14 protein-coding genes and 1 pseudogene are annotated in these 18412 nt (G+C 51.5%); 2 read left to right on the top strand and 13 right to left on the bottom strand.

Annotated elements, in window-relative coordinates:
- Nucleotides 1–42: 42 nt before the first annotated feature.
- Together EO763_RS22520 and EO763_RS22515 are read right to left on the bottom strand one after the other, a co-directional pair.
- Nucleotides 43–879 (bottom strand): ABC transporter substrate-binding protein, encoded by an 837-nt coding sequence (locus EO763_RS22520; RefSeq protein WP_010681432.1) that lies wholly within the window; start codon nt 877–879, stop codon nt 43–45.
- A 127-nt stretch (nt 880–1006) separates the two neighbouring features.
- Nucleotides 1007–2191: a benzoate/H(+) symporter BenE family transporter gene (locus EO763_RS22515; protein WP_161530289.1), complete on the bottom strand. Its 1185-nt coding sequence runs from the start codon at nt 2189–2191 to the stop codon at nt 1007–1009.
- A 91-nt stretch (nt 2192–2282) separates the two neighbouring features.
- On the opposite strand from EO763_RS22515, the gene EO763_RS22510 reads away from it, so the two are divergent.
- Nucleotides 2283–2849, top strand: coding sequence for a helix-turn-helix domain-containing protein (locus EO763_RS22510; RefSeq protein ID WP_161530288.1), 567 nt, complete (start codon nt 2283–2285; stop codon nt 2847–2849).
- A 44-nt stretch (nt 2850–2893) separates the two neighbouring features.
- On the opposite strand, the gene phoU is transcribed toward EO763_RS22510, so the two are convergent.
- The 8 genes from phoU to glmU form a co-directional block, all read right to left on the bottom strand.
- Nucleotides 2894–3622, bottom strand: coding sequence for a phosphate signaling complex protein PhoU (gene phoU / locus EO763_RS22505; protein WP_161530287.1), 729 nt, complete (start codon nt 3620–3622; stop codon nt 2894–2896).
- Between the two features lie 13 nt (nt 3623–3635).
- Nucleotides 3636–4409, bottom strand: a complete 774-nt coding sequence (gene pstB, locus EO763_RS22500) for a phosphate ABC transporter ATP-binding protein PstB (protein ID WP_010681437.1) — start codon at nt 4407–4409, stop codon at nt 3636–3638.
- A gap of 86 nt (nt 4410–4495) precedes the next feature.
- The gene (gene pstA, locus EO763_RS22495; RefSeq protein ID WP_161530286.1) at nt 4496–5383 is read right to left on the bottom strand and encodes a phosphate ABC transporter permease PstA; all 888 of its coding nucleotides are present in this window, start codon (nt 5381–5383) and stop codon (nt 4496–4498) included.
- Nucleotides 5383–6342, bottom strand: coding sequence for a phosphate ABC transporter permease PstC (gene pstC / locus EO763_RS22490; RefSeq protein ID WP_161530285.1), 960 nt, complete (start codon nt 6340–6342; stop codon nt 5383–5385). Before pstC ends, pstA begins: the two co-directional genes overlap by 1 nt.
- Before the next feature lie 163 nt (nt 6343–6505).
- On the bottom strand, nt 6506–7546 hold the full coding sequence (gene pstS, locus EO763_RS22485) for a phosphate ABC transporter substrate-binding protein PstS (RefSeq protein ID WP_161530284.1): 1041 nt from the start codon (nt 7544–7546) through the stop codon (nt 6506–6508).
- A gap of 212 nt (nt 7547–7758) precedes the next feature.
- Nucleotides 7759–9186, bottom strand: a complete 1428-nt coding sequence (locus EO763_RS22480) for a DUF4026 domain-containing protein (RefSeq protein ID WP_161530283.1) — start codon at nt 9184–9186, stop codon at nt 7759–7761.
- 164 nt (nt 9187–9350) lie between these two features.
- The gene (gene glmS / locus EO763_RS22475; RefSeq protein WP_103862420.1) at nt 9351–11183 is read right to left on the bottom strand and encodes a glutamine--fructose-6-phosphate transaminase (isomerizing); all 1833 of its coding nucleotides are present in this window, start codon (nt 11181–11183) and stop codon (nt 9351–9353) included.
- A 201-nt stretch (nt 11184–11384) separates the two neighbouring features.
- Nucleotides 11385–12755: a bifunctional UDP-N-acetylglucosamine diphosphorylase/glucosamine-1-phosphate N-acetyltransferase GlmU gene (gene glmU, locus EO763_RS22470; protein WP_161530282.1), complete on the bottom strand. Its 1371-nt coding sequence runs from the start codon at nt 12753–12755 to the stop codon at nt 11385–11387.
- Between the two features lie 325 nt (nt 12756–13080).
- Here glmU and pelX point away from each other — a divergent pair, with 325 nt between their 5' ends.
- Nucleotides 13081–15315: a pectate disaccharide-lyase PelX gene (pelX, locus tag EO763_RS22465; protein WP_161530281.1), complete on the top strand. Its 2235-nt coding sequence runs from the start codon at nt 13081–13083 to the stop codon at nt 15313–15315.
- Nucleotides 15316–15657: 342 nt separating this feature from the next.
- On the opposite strand, the gene EO763_RS22460 is transcribed toward pelX, so the two are convergent.
- The 3 genes and pseudogenes from EO763_RS22460 to atpG form a co-directional block, all read right to left on the bottom strand.
- Complete coding sequence (locus EO763_RS22460; protein ID WP_005976558.1) at nt 15658–16077, bottom strand: F0F1 ATP synthase subunit epsilon; 420 nt, start codon at nt 16075–16077, stop codon at nt 15658–15660.
- A 19-nt stretch (nt 16078–16096) separates the two neighbouring features.
- Nucleotides 16097–17479: a F0F1 ATP synthase subunit beta gene (gene atpD, locus EO763_RS22455; RefSeq protein WP_039317443.1), complete on the bottom strand. Its 1383-nt coding sequence runs from the start codon at nt 17477–17479 to the stop codon at nt 16097–16099.
- A 47-nt stretch (nt 17480–17526) separates the two neighbouring features.
- Nucleotides 17527–18389 (bottom strand): annotated as a pseudogene (atpG, locus tag EO763_RS22450) (F0F1 ATP synthase subunit gamma).
- Nucleotides 18390–18412: the final 23 nt, after the last annotated feature.

The raw sequence follows: 18412 nt of genomic DNA, 5'->3' as shown, positions 1-18412 counted from the left end.
CAATGCAGAGGGCTGAGATCATAGCACTGAAGGCGTCAGCTATCAGGATTTAGGTTGTTGATCCAGCGGGGCAAAGGTGAAGTCGCCGCGCGGCTGGGATGATTTCGTGCTCGGCCCGAACCAGCGATCGTAGATTGTCTTCGCTTCACCCTGTTTTTCCAGATTAATCAGCGTGTCATTAATTTTCGCCGTCAGACGCTCTTCGCCCTTCGGAATCCCAACGCCCTGATACTCTTTGGTAATGCTGAACGGAGAAATTTCGAACTCAGCCTTCTGTGCATCAGGCACGTTAGCCAGCAGGCCGACCAGTTTGGCATCATCCTGCGTGATGGCCTGAACGTTGCCGTTACGCAGCGCGGCGAAGGCCAGCGGCGTATCGTCGTAGGAAATCACTTTGGCCGTCGGGTAATGCTCGCGCAGGGTAATTTCCTGCACGGTGCCTTTATCCGCGCCGATGCGCAGCGTTTTGATGTCTTCCGGCGTTTTCAGCACGCCTTTACGGGCGATGAATTTTTGCCCGGTCGCGAAATAAGGAATACTAAAGTTAACCTGCTTGGCACGCTCATCGGTAATGGTGAAGTTCGCGGCGATCAGATCGACTTTCTGCGAACTTAACAAAGGAATACGGTTAGCCGGGTTCGTCGCACGCAGCTCAACCTTTACGCCCAGCGCTTTACCAATGGCCTCAGCGATATCCACGTCATAACCCACCAGCTTTTTGCTTTGTGGATCGACATAGCCAAACGGCGGATTACTGTCGAAGACGGCAATTTTCACCACACCCGCCTTCTGAATGTCATCTAATTTATCTGCCTGTGCAGCACCAGAAACGGAAGCCAACCCGGCCAATAAAGTCACTGTCAAAATCTGCTTTTTCATTCCCTGCCCCTTAATTATTGGTGTATTAACCGCAGGCTATCAGCAGGGCGAAAACGCGGGAAATAACATAAATAGCTATAATATAACCTTATGTTACTTCGGTATTCTGGCAGATTATTCTGACGATTCAACGCACCTTGTCAGCGTATGCTGACAGAATAAACCAGGTCATCATCCCCCCAATCAGTCCCCAAAACGCCGCGCCGATTCCCCACAGCGTTAATCCAGAGGCGGTAATCAGAAAAGTGACCACCGCGGCATCGCGCTGTTTTTCATCCAGTAAAGCGCGGTATAGGCTGCCTGAAATGGTGCTGAGCAGCGCCAAACCGGCGATAGCGTGAATCAGCGGCTGCGGTAGCGCCGTGAAAAGCTGCCCGATCGATCCGCCAAAAGCACCCGCCAGCAGATAAAATCCACCGGCAGCGACGGCGGCAAGATAGCGTTTCTGCGGATCGGGATGCACATCCGGCCCCATACAGATTGCGGCAGTAATCGCGGCGATGCACACGGAAAAACCACCGAACGGCGTCAAAACCAGCGCGATTAATGCGGTAATACTAATCAGCGGTGATATGGGAACCTGATAGCCTGCCGCTTTCAGCGTGGCAACGCCCGGCGCGTTCTGCGACGCCATCGTGACAATGAAAAATGGAATACCGACGCCCAGCAGAGACGCCCACGAAAAATGCGGCGTAATAAACTCCGGTACGGCGAACACCAGCGGCGAATCAGAAACCACAATTTGTCCGCGAAATAAGGCGAGCAGCAGGCCAGCAAGCAGCGTCAACACAATGGCAAAGCGCGGCAACAGCCGACGGCTGAGCAAATAGGTTACGCACATCGCAAAAGCCAGCCAGAAATCGTGTTGCAGGGAAAGAAAGGCATCCGCACCAAAGCGCAGCAAAATCCCCGCCAGCATCGCAGCAGAAATAGCGTGCGGAATAACATTCATCAGGCGGGCAAAGAGGCCAGTGATTCCACAGATAAAAATAAGCGCGGAGGCAAACAGGAACACGCCGATCGCCTCATTGATCGAGGTGCCCGGCAGGCTGGTGACCAGCAGCGCCGCCCCTGGCGTTGACCAGGCCGCCAGTATCGGCGCGCGGTAATACAGCGACAGGCTAATAGACGCCAGCCCCTGGGCAATCCCCAGCATGCTTAACCAGCCGCCGATCTGCACCGCACTGGCACCCGCCGCTTCCGCTGCCTGAAAAATAATGGCGGCCGAGCTGGTGTAGCCCACCAGCACCGCAACAAAGCCAGCGATGAGGGTCGAAAAGGTGACATCTTTTAGCGCAAATGACGCAGGCATGGTATACCTTCACTCTTATCGTGCGTTATAACGCACAGAAAGCGTTAACATAGCAGTGTGCGCTATAACGCACAAGCAGGAGCCAGTACTGATGTCTGATGAGCTAACCCGCCGTATTGGCAATACGTTGAAAACGTTAAGACAAGAGAAAGGCTGGAGCCTCACGCGTGCGGCAGAAGAGACAGGTGTGAGCAAAGCGATGCTGGGCCAGATCGAACGGGGGGAATCCAGCCCAACGGTTTCCACGCTGTGGAAAATTGCGACTGGCATGAATGTCGCGTTCTCTAGCTTTATTGAACCGACGCTCGCGCACGAAGACGTGACCTATCGCTCAGGAGCGGGATCGTCATTCAGGGAAAACGAAGCGGGAATGCACGTTGCACCGCTCTTCCCTTTCGACGAAAAGCTACGTTTTGATATGTTGGTTATTGAGCTGGCGGCAGGTGCCAGCAGCACCTCATCGGCGCATGAAAGCGGGGTGATCGAGCATATTATTGTGCTGGAGGGACAACTGGAAATGACCGTTGATGGGCAAACGCATGTGTTGTCCGCTGGTGACGCCTTGCGCTTTGCCGCCGACAGGGTACACCGCTACCACAACCCTGCCGATACCACAGCGCGCTTCCACGATCTGATTCACTATCCTGATAAAAAATAACGCCCTGCAAGCAGGGCGTTATCACGAGAATCACAAAGACTGGATCACTCTTCGGCTTTATCTTTCTGCGCCAGCAGCTTTTCCAGCGCATCGCCACCCAGGTGACGGAAATCCTGACCTTTGACGAAATAGAAGATAAATTCGCAGATGTTCTGGCAACGGTCACCAATACGCTCGATAGAACGGGCGCAGAACAACGCCGTCAGTACGCTTGGGATGGTGCGAGGATCTTCCATCATGTGGGTCATCAGTTGACGCACAATCCCTTCGTACTCTTTATCCACTTTTTTGTCTTCGCGATAAATACGAATCGCTCCATCCAGATCCATACGGGCAAACGCATCCAGCACGTCATGCAGCATCTGCACGGTGTGGCGCCCTAATGACTCCAGACTCACCAGCAGCGGCTGATGCTGATGGGAAAACTTCTCCAGCGCGGTACGACAGATTTTATCCGCTACGTCACCGATGCGTTCCAGTTCGGAGATGGTTTTGATGATCGCCATCACCAGACGCAGATCGCTGGCGGTAGGCTGCCTTTTCGCAATAATGCGCACGCAGGCTTCATCAATCGCCACTTCCATCATGTTAACTTTGGCGTCACCTTCAATCACCTGCTGAGCCAGCTCCGCATCCTGATTATGCATCGCGGTAATCGCGTCACTCAGCTGTTGCTCCACCAGCCCGCCCATGGTCAGGACCTGCGTGCGGATGTGTTCCAGTTCGGCGTTAAACTGACCGGAAATGTGTTTGTTCAGATTCAGATTATCCATGATGCTTTCCTAATCAACCGTAACGGCCGGTGATGTAATCTTCAGTCTGTTTCTGCCGTGGAGCAGTAAACAGGGTATCAGTATCGCTGAACTCAATCAGTTCACCCAAATACATGAACGCCGTATGATCTGAGCAACGCGCCGCCTGCTGCATGTTGTGCGTCACGATAACCACGGTGTAATCTTTTTTCAGCTCGGAGATCAGCTCTTCAATGCGACCAGTAGAAATCGGGTCAAGCGCAGAACAAGGTTCATCCAGCAGCAAGACATCTGGACGAATCGCGATACCACGCGCAATACATAAACGCTGCTGTTGACCACCGGACAGGCTATAGCCACTCTGGTGCAGCTTATCTTTCGTCTCTTGCCACAGCGCGGCTTTGGTCAGCGCCCACTGAACGCGTTCATCCATATCGGCACGAGACAGCTTTTCAAACAGACGCACACCAAACGCGATGTTGTCGTAAATCGACATCGGGAACGGCGTCGGCTTCTGGAACACCATGCCGACCTTGGCGCGCAGCAGCGCGATATCTTGCTTATCCGTCAGGATGTTATTGCCATCCAGCAGGATGTCGCCTTCGGCGCGCTGCTCAGGGTAGAGCTGATACATTTTATTCAGCGTACGCAGCAGCGTGGATTTACCACAGCCGGACGGGCCGATAAACGCGGTAACCTGATTCGCGGCAATATCCAGCGTAATGTTTTTCAACGCATGGAATTTTCCGTAATAGAAATTCAGATCGCGTACCTGGATTTTGTTGGATGTCTCAGTAGCCATACTCATCAAGACTTCTCTCTTTTTCCTGGCGCTGCCTGGCAGCGCCTTGAATTTATTTAATGTTTCTCAGAAAACGACGCTTTCTTAGCGAATTAGTGCTTCTTGGCAGAGAAAATAACGCGCGCCAGAATATTCAGCAGCAGCACACACATCGTAATCAGCAGTACGCCCGCCCAAGCCAGCTGTTGCCACTCCACAAACGGGCTCATGGCAAACTTAAATATGGTGACCGGCAGGTTAGCAATCGGATGCATCATATCCGTGCTCCAGAACTGATTCGACAGCGACGTAAACAGCAGCGGCGCCGTTTCCCCGGCGATACGCGCAATGGCCAGTAATACCCCGGTGATGATGCCCGATACCGATGCCTTCAGCGTAATCGCAGAAATCATTTTCCATTTCGGCGTCCCCAGCGCATAAGCCGCTTCACGCAGGCTATCTGGCACCAGTTTAAGCATGTTCTCAGTGGTACGAATCACAATCGGCACCTGCAACAGCGCCAGCGCAATCACGCCCGCCCAGCCGGAGAAGTGCTGCATCTTTGCCACCACCAGCGTGTAGACAAACAGACCCACCACAATCGACGGTGCTGACAGCAGAATGTCGTTGATGAAACGAATCACTTCGGCGATCCAGGATTTACGACCGTATTCCGCCAGATAGATGCCTGCCATAATACCCAGCGGCGTCCCCAGCAGCGTCGCCCACAGGATCAGCAATCCGCTCCCGACGATGGCATTCGCCAACCCGCCACCCGCCGTATTAGGCGGCGGCGTCATTTCGGTAAACAACGCCAGAGACATGCCATCCACGCCTCGGGTCACGGTCGAAAACAGAATCCAGACCAGCCAGAACAGGCCAAACACCATCGTGGACATGGATAAGAACAGCGCAATGCGGTTTTTCTGGCGACGCCAGGCCTGCATTTTACGCCGCGAACGCTCCAGAGCAGCGTCTTGCTCTATGCCTAATGCAGCCATTAGCGCGCCCCCTCATTTTTAGCCAGACGCATCACCATCAGCTTTGAACATGCCAGAACAATAAAGGTAATCACAAACAGAATCAGCCCCAGCTCCATCAGTGCCGCCGTGTGCAGGCCGGATTCCGCTTCGGCGAATTCGTTCGCCAGCGCAGAGGTAATACTGTTGCCTGGCATATACAGCGACGCGCTGTCGAGTTGGTAGGTGTTACCGATGATAAAGGTGACCGCCATGGTTTCCCCCAACGCGCGCCCCAATCCCAACATCACCCCGCCGATCACACCGTTTTTGGTGTAAGGCAGCACAATGCGCCAGATGACTTCCCACGTCGTACAGCCAATACCGTAGGCAGACTCTTTCATCATCACCGGCGTTTGCTCAAACACATCACGCATCACCGCCGCAATGTACGGGATAATCATGATGGCCAGAATGACGCCAGCCGCCAGAATACCGATCCCGAATGCCGGCCCGGAGAACAGCGAGCCAACAATAGGAATACCGGACAGGACGTTGCCTACCGGTTGTTGGAAGTATTTGGCAAACAGCGGAGCGAAAATGAACAGCCCCCACATGCCGTAAACAATACTCGGTATGGCTGCCAGCAATTCAATCGCCACGCCAAGCGGACGCTTCAACCAAGCTGGTGCCAGTTCTGTCAGAAACAACGCAATCCCGAAGCTAATCGGAATCGCAATAATCAGTGCAATCAGCGAGGTAACGATGGTGCCGTAAATCGGAACCAGTGCACCAAACTGCTCTGCGGGCGCATCCCACTCTTTCGTCCACAAGAAGGAAAAACCGAACTTCTCGATGCTAGGCCAAGACGCCACAATCAGGGAAACAATGATGCCTCCCAAGAGCAGTAACGTGACCAGCGCCGCCAGTTTTACCAGCGTGCTGAAGAGGATATCGCCATATTTTCCCGGGGCTTTGATAGTTGGCTTGTACTCCGCCATACGTCTCTCTTCTCGTTTTAACTACATTTGATAAGCTATTGAAGGCAGAGAGGTTACTATCACCTCTCCGCCCCGATACGACTTGTTATTCCACTACATCTTTCCCAGAACCTGACAGCCTCATCACGCTCTGGTTATCAACACGATGGTGTCGATACAATAATTAGTACAGAGCTTTACCGCTGCTGTCTTTTACCTGAGTTTTCCAGGCAGCACGGATTTGCTCAACCACTTCTTTTGGCAGTGTGGCGTAATCCAGCGCTTCAGCTTGCTCACCGCCTTTCTTGAACGCCCAGTCGAAGAATTTCAACACTTCAGCGCCCTGCTCAGGTTTTTCCTGTTTGGTCTGAACCAGGATGAACGTGGTTGAGGTGATCGGCCATGCATCAGCGCCTTTCTGGTTCGTCAGATCCTGAGCGAAAGACTTGCTCCAGTCGATCTCTTTAGCCGCGTTGCTGAAGCTTGCGCCAGTCGGGCTAACCGCTTTGCCATCGGCAGAAATCAGTTTGGTGTAAGCCAGGTTGTTTTGCTTGGCATACGCGTATTCTACGTAACCGATAGAACCGGGCAGACGCTGTACGAACGCCGCGATACCATCGTTACCTTTACCGCCCAGACCGGTTGGCCAGTTCACAGTAGAACCTGCACCAATCTTCTCTTTCCACTCTGGGTTCACTTTTGCAAGGTAGCTGGTGAACACGAAAGAGGTACCAGAACCGTCAGCACGACGAACCACTGCGATATCCTGATCCGGCAGCTTGGCATTCGGGTTCAGTTTGGTGATGGCTGGGTCGTTCCATTTTTTGATTTTGCCCAGGTAGATATCACCCAGTGTTTTACCATCCAGCGTTAAATCGCCAGATTTGATACCAGGAACGTTTACAGCCAGTACCACGCCACCGATAACGGTTGGGAACTGGAATAAACCATCCTGTGCTAATTTGTCGTCAGCCAGAGGCGCGTCAGAAGCACCGAAATCGACCGTTTTAGCGATAATCTGTTTTACACCGCCAGAAGAACCGATGCCTTGATAGTTAACCTTATTACCGGTTTCTTTTTGATAGGAGTCAGCCCATTTGGCATAAACAGGCGCAGGGAATGTCGCACCGGCACCGGTGAGGTTAGCAGCAGCTAAAGCAGAAAATGCCGTCAGAGAAAAGGTTGCCGCAACAACACTGGCAAGAGTGGTACGCATCAGTTTCATAATCCCTCCTGTGGGATACTCAAACGTGTCGACGTAACGTCGTTATCAATCAGAGTTATCAAATCAGAGTGTAGTTCGCAGGAGGAAAAATAGGACAATTTGGTGACAGTAAAATGTACGAAATATGACAGTTTTATGACAAAAGAGCAGTGAGCGGGAAAGTTCGGGCACCACCAGCCAGAACACGCGTTCTGACTGGTAGAGGAGATTGGTCAGTGAGTCTGGCTATGGCTAAGCAGTTTATAAATCGTATCAGGCTTATAGCTATCGCCCTGATAATAAATCGCCCAGTCGGTTACCCACGATATATCAATAGAATACACACCGCCTTCCTGCATGTCCTCAACGTAGAATGGATGATTGATTAATGTCCCCGTAACGACCGCATCGTCGATTTTTTCGGGCACAAACCACATGTGTTCACGCTCTTCTCCCGCTTCGCCATGAGGAATGCCAAACTTCACCATAAAGCGCCATTCACTTTCGACGGGCTTAGGTGATTTTTTGAGTAGCTTAGCTAAAAAACTGGGCTTAGCCGGTTCGTCACTCACATGATAATTTTTAAACATGTTGACGAAATAACGCCAGCGCAGCTGCGCTTTACGTGACATTTCTGCCGTTTCCGCGTTCGTGCGCCAGAACATGATGGCATTCTGCTCATCAAACCCTTTAAAGAACGTTTGCAGTACCGGATTCTCTTCGTTGGTACGAAACAGCATGCAGGAAGGCTCCTGATGCACGTCATCCCGATCGGCGTGATCGCCCAGAAACACGCCTTCCGGCGTCCCTTCCAGATCGTAGTGCATCTCTTCCAGAGGCCGCAGTTGATCAATCGGTGTGGATTGATTCACATGCCGTAACCCTTCTTCAAACGGCAACGCCACCAGATATTCATACCCGCTGTCCGTTTGCCCGCACAGAATCGGCTCATTAAAGGTAATTTGCTGATTTTGAATAGCATTATTAACAAAGCTTCGGAATAAATCTGGGATGCCATAATACGAACTCAGCGTCTCAGGAATAACTAATTCAGCCTCCGTCAGGCCGCATCGCGCCAGACCATGCGAGTGGAACCAGAATGTGGTTGGCGGATCGTTCTCGATGTCGTACACGGCATGAATGGTATACAGCGATTCAATTTCCGGCAGGACATCATCTTCCAGTTGAAAACTCAGCCATTCACGGGTAAACACGTTACCGGCCGCGGAAATATCGATACCCAAGAGAAAATCCGGCACCACGGCGCTTAATAAACGGAGCTGATGAACGTAATCTTCCAGTGGATTGGGGCCAAAAATACACTCAACCATCACTTCCTGCGTTGCCGCATTCGCCTGCGCCAGCAGCTCCGGCGAAATTTCATCGGTTGAATGTATCGGCGTAATGTTATTCTCGGGATCGCGCTCCGATACCTCAAGATAAAAGGTCAGCTCACGATCGTGATGACGACAGGTATAAAAGAATCCACCCTGTTCCTGCTCGGTATAGCTTATTTCGCCCTCGGTGAAAAATGCCTGCGCCTCTAACAAGCTCTCCAGCAGTGGATAGTTCATCTCTCGTGAGGAGAAAGCCACCATCGTTGAAGGCGCTTTTTCACCCTTCCCTTCAGCGATATCCAGATATTGTTGTTTGTTATTCATATTAAGAACTAATCAATATTCAATATGGGTAAACCAATATACCCAATAAATTTTGATAAGGAGAGTGCGGTGGACTTAAAATAAGGGGGATAAAAAATGAGATGTACTATAAAAATAAGCGGAGGTAAATAACACAATCGCTATTTACCTCCGTTTTTAAAAAATTACTCTACCGTAACGGATTTCGCCAGGTTACGTGGCTGATCGACATCGGTGCCTTTAATCAGCGCGACGTGATAAGACAGCAGCTGCAACGGCACCGTATAGAAGATTGGCGCAATCACTTCTTCGATATGCGGCAGTGGAATAATCTTCATATTTTCGCTGCTGGTGAAACCGGCATCTTCGTCAGCGAAGACATACAGCTCACCGCCGCGCGCCCGAACTTCTTCGATGTTGGATTTCAATTTTTCCAACAGTTCGTTGTTCGGTGCCACGACGACAACTGGCATATCCGCATCAATCAGCGCCAGTGGGCCATGTTTCAGCTCGCCTGCCGCATAGGCTTCCGCGTGGATGTAAGAAATCTCTTTCAGCTTCAGCGCCCCTTCCATTGCGATCGGGTACTGATCGCCACGGCCGAGGAACAGCGCATGGTGCTTGTCAGAGAAACCTTCCGCCAGAGATTCGATGAGCTTGTCCTGAGACAGCATTTGCTCAATACGCGCTGGCAGCGCCTGCAAACCGTGAACGATCTCATGCTCAATTTTCGCATCCATACCGCGCAGGCGGCCAACACGCGCCACCAGCATCAGCAGAACGGTAAGCTGGGTAGTGAAGGCTTTGGTCGAGGCCACGCCAATCTCTACGCCCGCTTTAGTCATCAGCGCCAGATCGGATTCGCGCACCAGCGAGGAACCCGCAACGTTACAGATAGCCAGCGAACCCAGGTAGCCCAGCTCTTTGGACAAACGCAGTGCCGCCAGCGTATCTGCCGTTTCACCGGACTGGGACAGGGTAATCATCAGGCTGTTCTTACGCACGGCAGGTTTGCGATAGCGGAATTCGGAAGCGATTTCTACATCGCACGGAATCCCCGCCAGCGCTTCAAACCAGTAACGGGAAACCATACCGGAGTTGTAGGACGTACCGCAGGCGATAATCTGAACGTGCTCAACCTTCGCCAGCAGCTCATCCGCTTTCGGGCCTAACTCAGAAAGATTGATCTCGCCGTGGCTGAAACGCCCTTCAAGGGTGTTCTTGATCGCCATCGGCTGTTCATAGATCTCTTTCTGCATGTAGTGACGATACGCGCCTTTGTCACCAGCATCGTAATTCACTTTTGATTCAATTTCTTCGCGTACGGCAAGCTGGCCGGATTTATCAAAAACGCGCACATCACGACGGGTGATTTCCGCAATGTCACCTTCTTCCAGGAACATAAAGCGGCGAGTCACAGGCAGTAATGCCAGCTGATCGGAGGCAATGAAGTTTTCACCCACACCACGGCCAATCACCAGCGGGCTACCAGAACGCGCGGCGACCAATACGCTTGGGTCGCGGTTATCCAACACCACCATGCCATACGCACCGCGCAGCTGTGGGATCACACGCTTAACCACGTCAACCAGCGTTCCGCCGGTCTGCTGCTGTTCAAAATGAACCAGATGAGCAACCACTTCGGTATCGGTTTCAGAAACGAAACGATAGCCGCGACCGATCAGCAGTTCGCGCAGCGGTTCATGGTTTTCGATAATGCCGTTATGGACGATAGTGATATGTTCAGAAACATGCGGGTGTGCGTTCTCTTCAGAAGGTTCACCGTGCGTTGCCCAGCGAGTATGGGCAATACCCGTACCGCCGTGCAGTTCATGCTCTTCGGCTGCCTGAGACAGCACCTGCACTTTCCCCAAACGGCGCAAACGAGCGACATGTCCTTCGCTGTCAACCACCGCCAGGCCCGCAGAGTCATAGCCGCGGTACTCAAGACGGCGTAAACCTTCCAACAAAATTTCAGCAACATCACGTTGCGCAACAGCGCCTACAATTCCACACATCGATGGTATTCCTATAAAAGTGACATATTGTGTCACCAGGGATGTCTTAGACCTGATTGTTCCGGTTTTTCCGGGTTCCCCGAGCCTTGTAGAGAGTTGGGGATTATTATGTTTTGTTCTGTGCTCGGAGACCGACCCACACAGGGGATAGGCCAAAGCACAGGGCAAAACCGCCTCCGCCGCGTGCGGAGGCATCAAATATTATTTCTTTTTCACTGGCCGTATCCAGCCGGAAATATGCCGTTGTTTCACGCGACCGACCACCAGCTCATTCTCTGCCACGTCGCGCGTAACCGTCGTTCCTGCACCGATCGTCGCGCCACTGGCAATGCTAACGGGCGCTACCAGTTGACTATCCGAACCAACAAATACATCGTCACCAATAACCGTTTTATGTTTATTCGCGCCGTCATAATTACAGGTGATCGTTCCTGCGCCAATATTAACACCGGAACCGATATCCGCATCACCCAAATAGCTGAGGTGACCCGCTTTTGATCCTTTACCCAGCCGCGCTTTTTTCAGTTCGACAAAGTTGCCGACATGCGCGCCCTCAGCCAGCTCCGATCCGGGACGCAAGCGGGCAAATGGGCCAACGGTACACTCCGCTTCTAACACGGCATCTTCCAACACGGAATAAGGGCTGATCTCTGTGTCATCGCCAAGGATGCAATTTTTGATTACGCAGCCAGCACCGATTTTCACCCGGCTGCCCAGCTTAACATTGCCTTCCACGATCACATTGATATCAATCACCACATCGCGACCATGAGTCAGTTCGCCACGCAGATCAAATCGTGCCGGATCAAGCAGCATGACACCAGCAAGCAGCAGCTTATCCGCCTGTTCACGCTGATAAACCCGCTCCAGCGCCGACAGTTGCAGGCGATTATTAACACCTTCAACTTCGCTCAGCCGCTCTGGATGGACCGCTTCAACACGCTGACCTTCTTCCGCTGCCATCGCAATAATATCGGTGATGTAAAACTCACCCTGTGCGTTGTTGTTATTCAACTGGCTTAACCAACGCTTCAGATCCTTGCCGTTCGCAATCAGAATGCCGGTATTGATCTCGTTAATCTGACGCTGTTCTTCGCTGGCATCTTTGTGCTCGACGATCCCAACTACGGCACCTTTTTCACGCACAATACGTCCATAACCCGTCGGATCGTCCAGCTTCACCGTCAACAGGCCGATACCCCCCTGCGGCTTAGCCTCACGTAAACGTCCCAGCGTTTGCGATGAAATCAGCGGCACATCGCCATACAACATCAAGATGTCTTCATCATCAGCAAAATGAGGCGCGGCTTGCTGCATCGCATGCCCGGTTCCCAGCTGTTCCGCCTGCAATACCCAGTTCAACGCCGGATCGGTCAATTCACGTTTTAGCAAATCACCGCCGTGGCCGTATACCAGATGAACGTGCTGTGCACCTGTCGTCATCGCAGCATCAATAACGTGCTGAACCATTGGCTTACCCGCCAGTTGATGCAACACTTTGGGAAGGTCGGAATACATACGGGTTCCTTTACCCGCAGCAAGGATCACCACACTCATCGCACTATTTGACATAAGTATCCTGACAGTACGGAACCACAGCTCCGCAAAAATAAAATGGCTAGCCTGTTACGGCATGAATAAACCAGAGTTTACCGAAACTCATGCATAACGCGGATACTTTTTGGTGAGTTTTTTCTGAAAATCTCGCTCAAAACGACGAATGTTCGTGAGGAGAAGAAACGGACACCGTTCTATCTACATCAACAAAAATGACATGGTGTTTCATAAAAAACAGACTTTATTTTTAAGTATTTCCATTTGTGACACACACAAAAGAAACAGCGTTTCATTTATAGCAATATATGCGGGAAAATAATTCAATAACGAAGGAGATACAATGAAACGTTGTTCTTCACAAAAATGTGATTCATTACGGAAACACCGTTCTTCACGCCTCGCAGCCGTCGCGTTGACGAATGCATTACTCTTTAGCTTTAGTACACACGCTGCGACAGAATCAACCCCTGTCTGGCACGGCATCGCCTTTGGTCAATCAACAGACGTAAACTTCTCATCCAATGTCCTGCCAGAAAAGATTGGCGTTAACGACGTCACGATTAATGGCAAGAAATTAGCGCCGGGGGATAACGCTGATTTGTCCGCACCTATCACGATCGAAAGTCGTGGCGGAAAGATTGCCAACACCCATGACGGACTGACGTTCTTCTATACGCAGTTACCTGCGAATGTGAATTTTACGCTTCAGTCTGATATTACCGTGGAACAGTTTGGGCCAGAAAACGGCGCCAAGCCGGCGGCTCAGGAAGGGGCGGGGATTCTGGTGCGCGATATTATCGGCGTGCCACGTCAAGAACCGCTGAAAGAAGGGTATGAGGAATTCCCTGCTGCATCCAACATGGTGATGAACGCCATCATGACGCAGGATAAAAAGTCTCATACCGAAATCAAACTACAGGCAATTTTACGTAATGGCGTCACACAACCGTGGGGCAATGCAGGCGCGAAAATAACCAAAACCAGCTATCAGGAAAACGTTAATCTCGAGCAAACACCGACGTTCCGTCTGAAACTAGAACGCACCAACGACGGCTTCATTACCTCTTATGCGCCGAAAGGCACGGACAACTGGGTATCAAAAGAAGTCAAAGGCGCAGACGTCGTCACCAAGTTGGATAAAGATCACTACTACGTTGGTTTCTTTGCCTCCCGTAACGCCAAAATCACCGTCAGCAATGCACAGTTGACCACGACGCCAGCGCAAACCAAAGCCTCACCGGAATTTAAAGCCAAGGATTATGATCCTTTGCTCCAGGTGATGTCATCACCTAAAACCACCAGCGAACACTATGTGGTTCAGGCCAGAGCCAATTACAATGGCACGATCGCGGTATCGCAAAACGGTCAACCTCTGGGTGATGCTAAGCAGGTAAAAGCGGGAGAAACCTTATCTCTGCCAGCGAAAATTGCTGGTAAAGGCGCTGAGTTCAAGATTGCCTACCAGCCTACGGAAGGCGATGATAAAGCAGTAAAAGAGAGCACGTTCAAGGTTGAAAGAGTGGCCTACGCAGACGCCAAAAATCTGTATGTTTCGCCACAAGGCGCAGCCGGCAACGACGGCAGTAAAAATGCACCTATCGATTTAGCTAGCGCCGTCGCCGCTCTGCCAGCAGGTGGCACCATCTGGCTCAACGATGGCGATTACAGCGCGGCTGAAATCCCTGTCAGCGCCAGCGGCCAGCAAAAAACCGTCAAGAACCTGTTTGCTGTCGGCAATAAAGCCGTGATTCATGGCCTGCAGCTAAAAGCGAGCCATTGGCATGTTAAAGGGATTGAAATTACAGAGAAACCATTCCGTATCGAAGGGAGCTACAACACCATCGAACGCGTTCTGGCGCACCACGCTGACGATACGGGTATTCAGGTGACCTCGACGGCCGATGTAGGCAGACCACTGTGGGCCAGCCATAATCTGATTCTGAATTCAGAATCTCACAGCAACCAGGATCCAGGCAAAATTAACGCTGACGGTTTCGCGGTGAAAATGCGTGTGGGTGAAGGCAACGTGATCCGTGGTGCGTTCTCGCACAACAATGTCGATGACGGCTTTGACCTGTTTAACAAAATTGAAGACGGTGCCAACGGCGTTGTGGTGATCGAGAATTCAATTGCCATGAACAACACCAGCAATGGCTTCAAAATGGGTGGCGAAGGCCAGCCAGTGGCGCATCAGGTTAAACACAGCATTGCTGTGGGCAACAAACTCGATGGTTTCACTGACAACTTCAACCCTGGCGCATTGATCGTTGAAGGCAACATCGCGTTGGATAACGAACGCTTTAACTTTATCTTCCGCCCAAGCCCTTACTCTGGCCCGGAAAAACAAGGCGTCTTCAAGAGCAACATTTCGCTGAAAACCAAAGCGGGTAAATATGATGATGCGGTTGTCGGCAGTATCGATAACACCAACTATTTCATCAAAGAAGACCGTTCGGTTAACGCGCAAGGCAATGAAATCACAGTAAATAACTTCGTATCCGTTACCGTTCCGGAGACGTTTACGCGTGATGCCAAAGGCAATCTGGTACTTGGCGATTTCCTGAAGAAAAAATAAGCTAGCGCAGAGAGCATCACAGATTTTGCCGTTATCCGGCGTAAAAAATTATGCTGAGGAGGTAGCAGGCTTAGGATGAGCCGCATGGACGCGGCGAAAGCTTGCGCCACGTCAGACAAAAACGTCAGAGACGTTTTTGAACAGCACTTGTGCTGGCCCGAAGGGCGAGCCCCATTGATGGGGCGAGTAAACGTGTCGCAAGCTGTCCGTTAAGCCTGATACCGACGAAGGTACCGCGTAGCGGCATAATTTAGCCGGAAGGCAGGGAAGGGGCATCACCTTAAATACAAAAAGGCCAGTCAGTGTGAACTGACTGGCCTTCAATTATTGCAAGCTTATCTGTTACATCGCTTTTCTGGTCAGCTCGATAACACGCAGCTTCGCAATCGCTTTAGTCAGCTCTGCGGAAGCCTGAGCATAATCCACATCGCCATGCGAATTGCGGATATGATCTTCGGCTTTGCGCTTCGCTTCCAGCGCACGTGCTTCATCCAGATCCTGCCCACGGATAGCGGTATCAGACAGTACGGTGACCATATTCGGCTGCACCTCAAGGACGCCACCAGAAAGATAAATATACTCTTCCTCACCGTGCTGCTTAACGATACGAATCATACCCGGCTTAATGGCAGTGAGCAGAGGGGCATGTCCCGGATAAATACCCAGTTCGCCTTCGCTCCCCGTTACCTGGATCTTCTGCACCAGACCGGAGAACATTTGCTGTTCTGCACTCACGACATCCAGATGGTAAGTCATAGCCATGTCACCCTCCTACAAGGCGTTACAGTTTCTTGGCTTTTTCCACGACTTCTTCAATGGAACCAACCATGTAGAACGCCTGCTCTGGCAGGTGGTCGTATTCGCCTTCCATAATCCCTTTAAAGCCACGGATAGTGTCTTTCAGGGATACGTATTTGCCCGGAGAACCGGTAAATACTTCCGCTACGAAGAACGGCTGAGACAGGAAGCGCTGAATCTTACGCGCACGGGATACCACCAACTTGTCTTCTTCAGACAGCTCGTCCATACCCAGAATCGCGATGATGTCTTTCAGTTCCTGATAACGTTGCAGAATAGACTGCACGCCACGGGCAACATCATAGTGTTCCTGACCAACAACCAGCGGATCCAACTGACGGCTGGTGGAATCCAGCGGGTCAACGGCCGGGTAGATACCCAGAGAAGCGATCTGACGGCTCAGTACCACGGTTGCATCCAAGTGAGCAAAGGTGGTGGCTGGTGACGGGTCAGTCAAGTCATCCGCAGGAACGTAAACGGCCTGAACGGAGGTGATAGAACCGGTTTTGGTTGAGGTGATACGTTCTTGCAGAACGCCCATCTCTTCCGCCAGCGTCGGCTGATAACCTACCGCAGAAGGCATACGGCCCAGCAGTGCAGATACTTCCGTACCGGCCAGGGTATAACGGTAGATGTTATCGACGAACAGCAGTACGTCACGGCCTTCATCACGGAATTTTTCCGCCATGGTCAGACCGGTCAATGCTACGCGCAGACGGTTACCCGGCGGCTCGTTCATCTGGCCATACACCAGTGATACTTTATCGATTACGTTGGAATCGGTCATTTCGTGGTAGAAGTCGTTACCTTCACGGGTACGCTCACCAACACCTGCAAACACGGAGTAACCGGAGTGCTCGATCGCGATGTTACGGATCAGCTCCATCATGTTTACGGTTTTACCTACGCCCGCACCACCGAACAGACCCACTTTACCGCCCTTGGCAAACGGACACATCAGGTCGATAACCTTGATGCCGGTTTCCAGCAGTTCCTGTGAGTTTGACAGCTCTTCATAGCTCGGAGCTGAACGGTGAATAGCCCAACGCTCTTCTTCACCGATGTCGCCTTTCATGTCGATTGGATCGCCCAATACGTTCATGATACGACCCAGCGTTGCTTTACCTACCGGTACTTCGATCGGGTGGTCCAGGTTATTCACGTTCAACCCGCGACGCAGGCCGTCAGAAGAACCCATTGCGATACAACGAACAATGCCGCCGCCCAACTGCTGCTGCACTTCCAGCACCAGTTTTTCAGCGCCGTTCTCTACCTCAAGCGCATCGTACACCTTCGGTACGGCATCTTGCGGGAACTCGACGTCCACCACGGCGCCGATTACCTGGATAATCTTTCCAGTAGCCATCTTGAATCCTCTACGTAATTCGACAATACGTAATTCGTAAACCTGCTTTAAACCGCGGAGGCTCCCCCGACGATTTCGGTGAGTTCCTGGGTAATGCTGGCCTGACGAGCTTTGTTGTATACCAACTGAAGCTCTTTGATCAGGCTACCGCCGTTATCGGTCGCGGCTTTCATCGCAACCATTCGCGCGGCCTGCTCACTAGCCAGATTTTCTACGACGCCCTGATAAACCTGAGATTCTACATAACGGCGCAGCAGGGTATCCAGCAGCGACTTAGGATCGGGTTCATACAGGTAATCCCAGGCTTTCTTCTTCAACTCACCGTCATCCGAAGGCGGTAACGGTAACACTTGAACAACAAGCGGTTCCTGAGACATGGTATTAATAAACTTGTTGCTGACGATATACAGCTTGTCCAGACGACCTTCGTCATAGGCTTGCAGCATAACTTTAACCGGGCCGATCAATTCTGATACGGAAGGGTTGTCCCCATACCGGTAACCTGAGCAACAATGTTTCCGCCTACCGAACCGAAGAAAGAAACCGCTTTGGAACCAATCAGCGCTAAATCAGTTTCAACGCCTTTGTCACTCCAGGATTTCATATCAGCCAGCAGTTTCTTGAACAGGTTAATGTTCAAACCACCACACAGGCCACGGTCAGTAGACACCACCAAATACCCAACGCGCTTAACATCGCGTTCTTCCAGGTACGGGTGTTTATATTCCAGATTTCCTAACGCAAGGTGACCAATCACATTGCGTATGGTTTCCGCATAAGGACGGCTGGCCGCCATACGATCCTGCGATTTACGCATTTTGGAAGCGGCGACCATTTCCATTGCTTTGGTGATCTTCTGCGTATTTTGGACGCTTGCGATCTTACTACGTATCTCTTTTGCGCCGGCCATCTTTGCTTCTCCTCAAAGCCTTG

Source organism: Pectobacterium odoriferum (assembly GCF_009931295.1).
Lineage (GTDB): Bacteria > Pseudomonadota > Gammaproteobacteria > Enterobacterales > Enterobacteriaceae > Pectobacterium > Pectobacterium odoriferum.
Note: the sequence above shows the minus strand (reverse complement) of the source record. Positions and strands in the feature narration are given on the sequence as shown.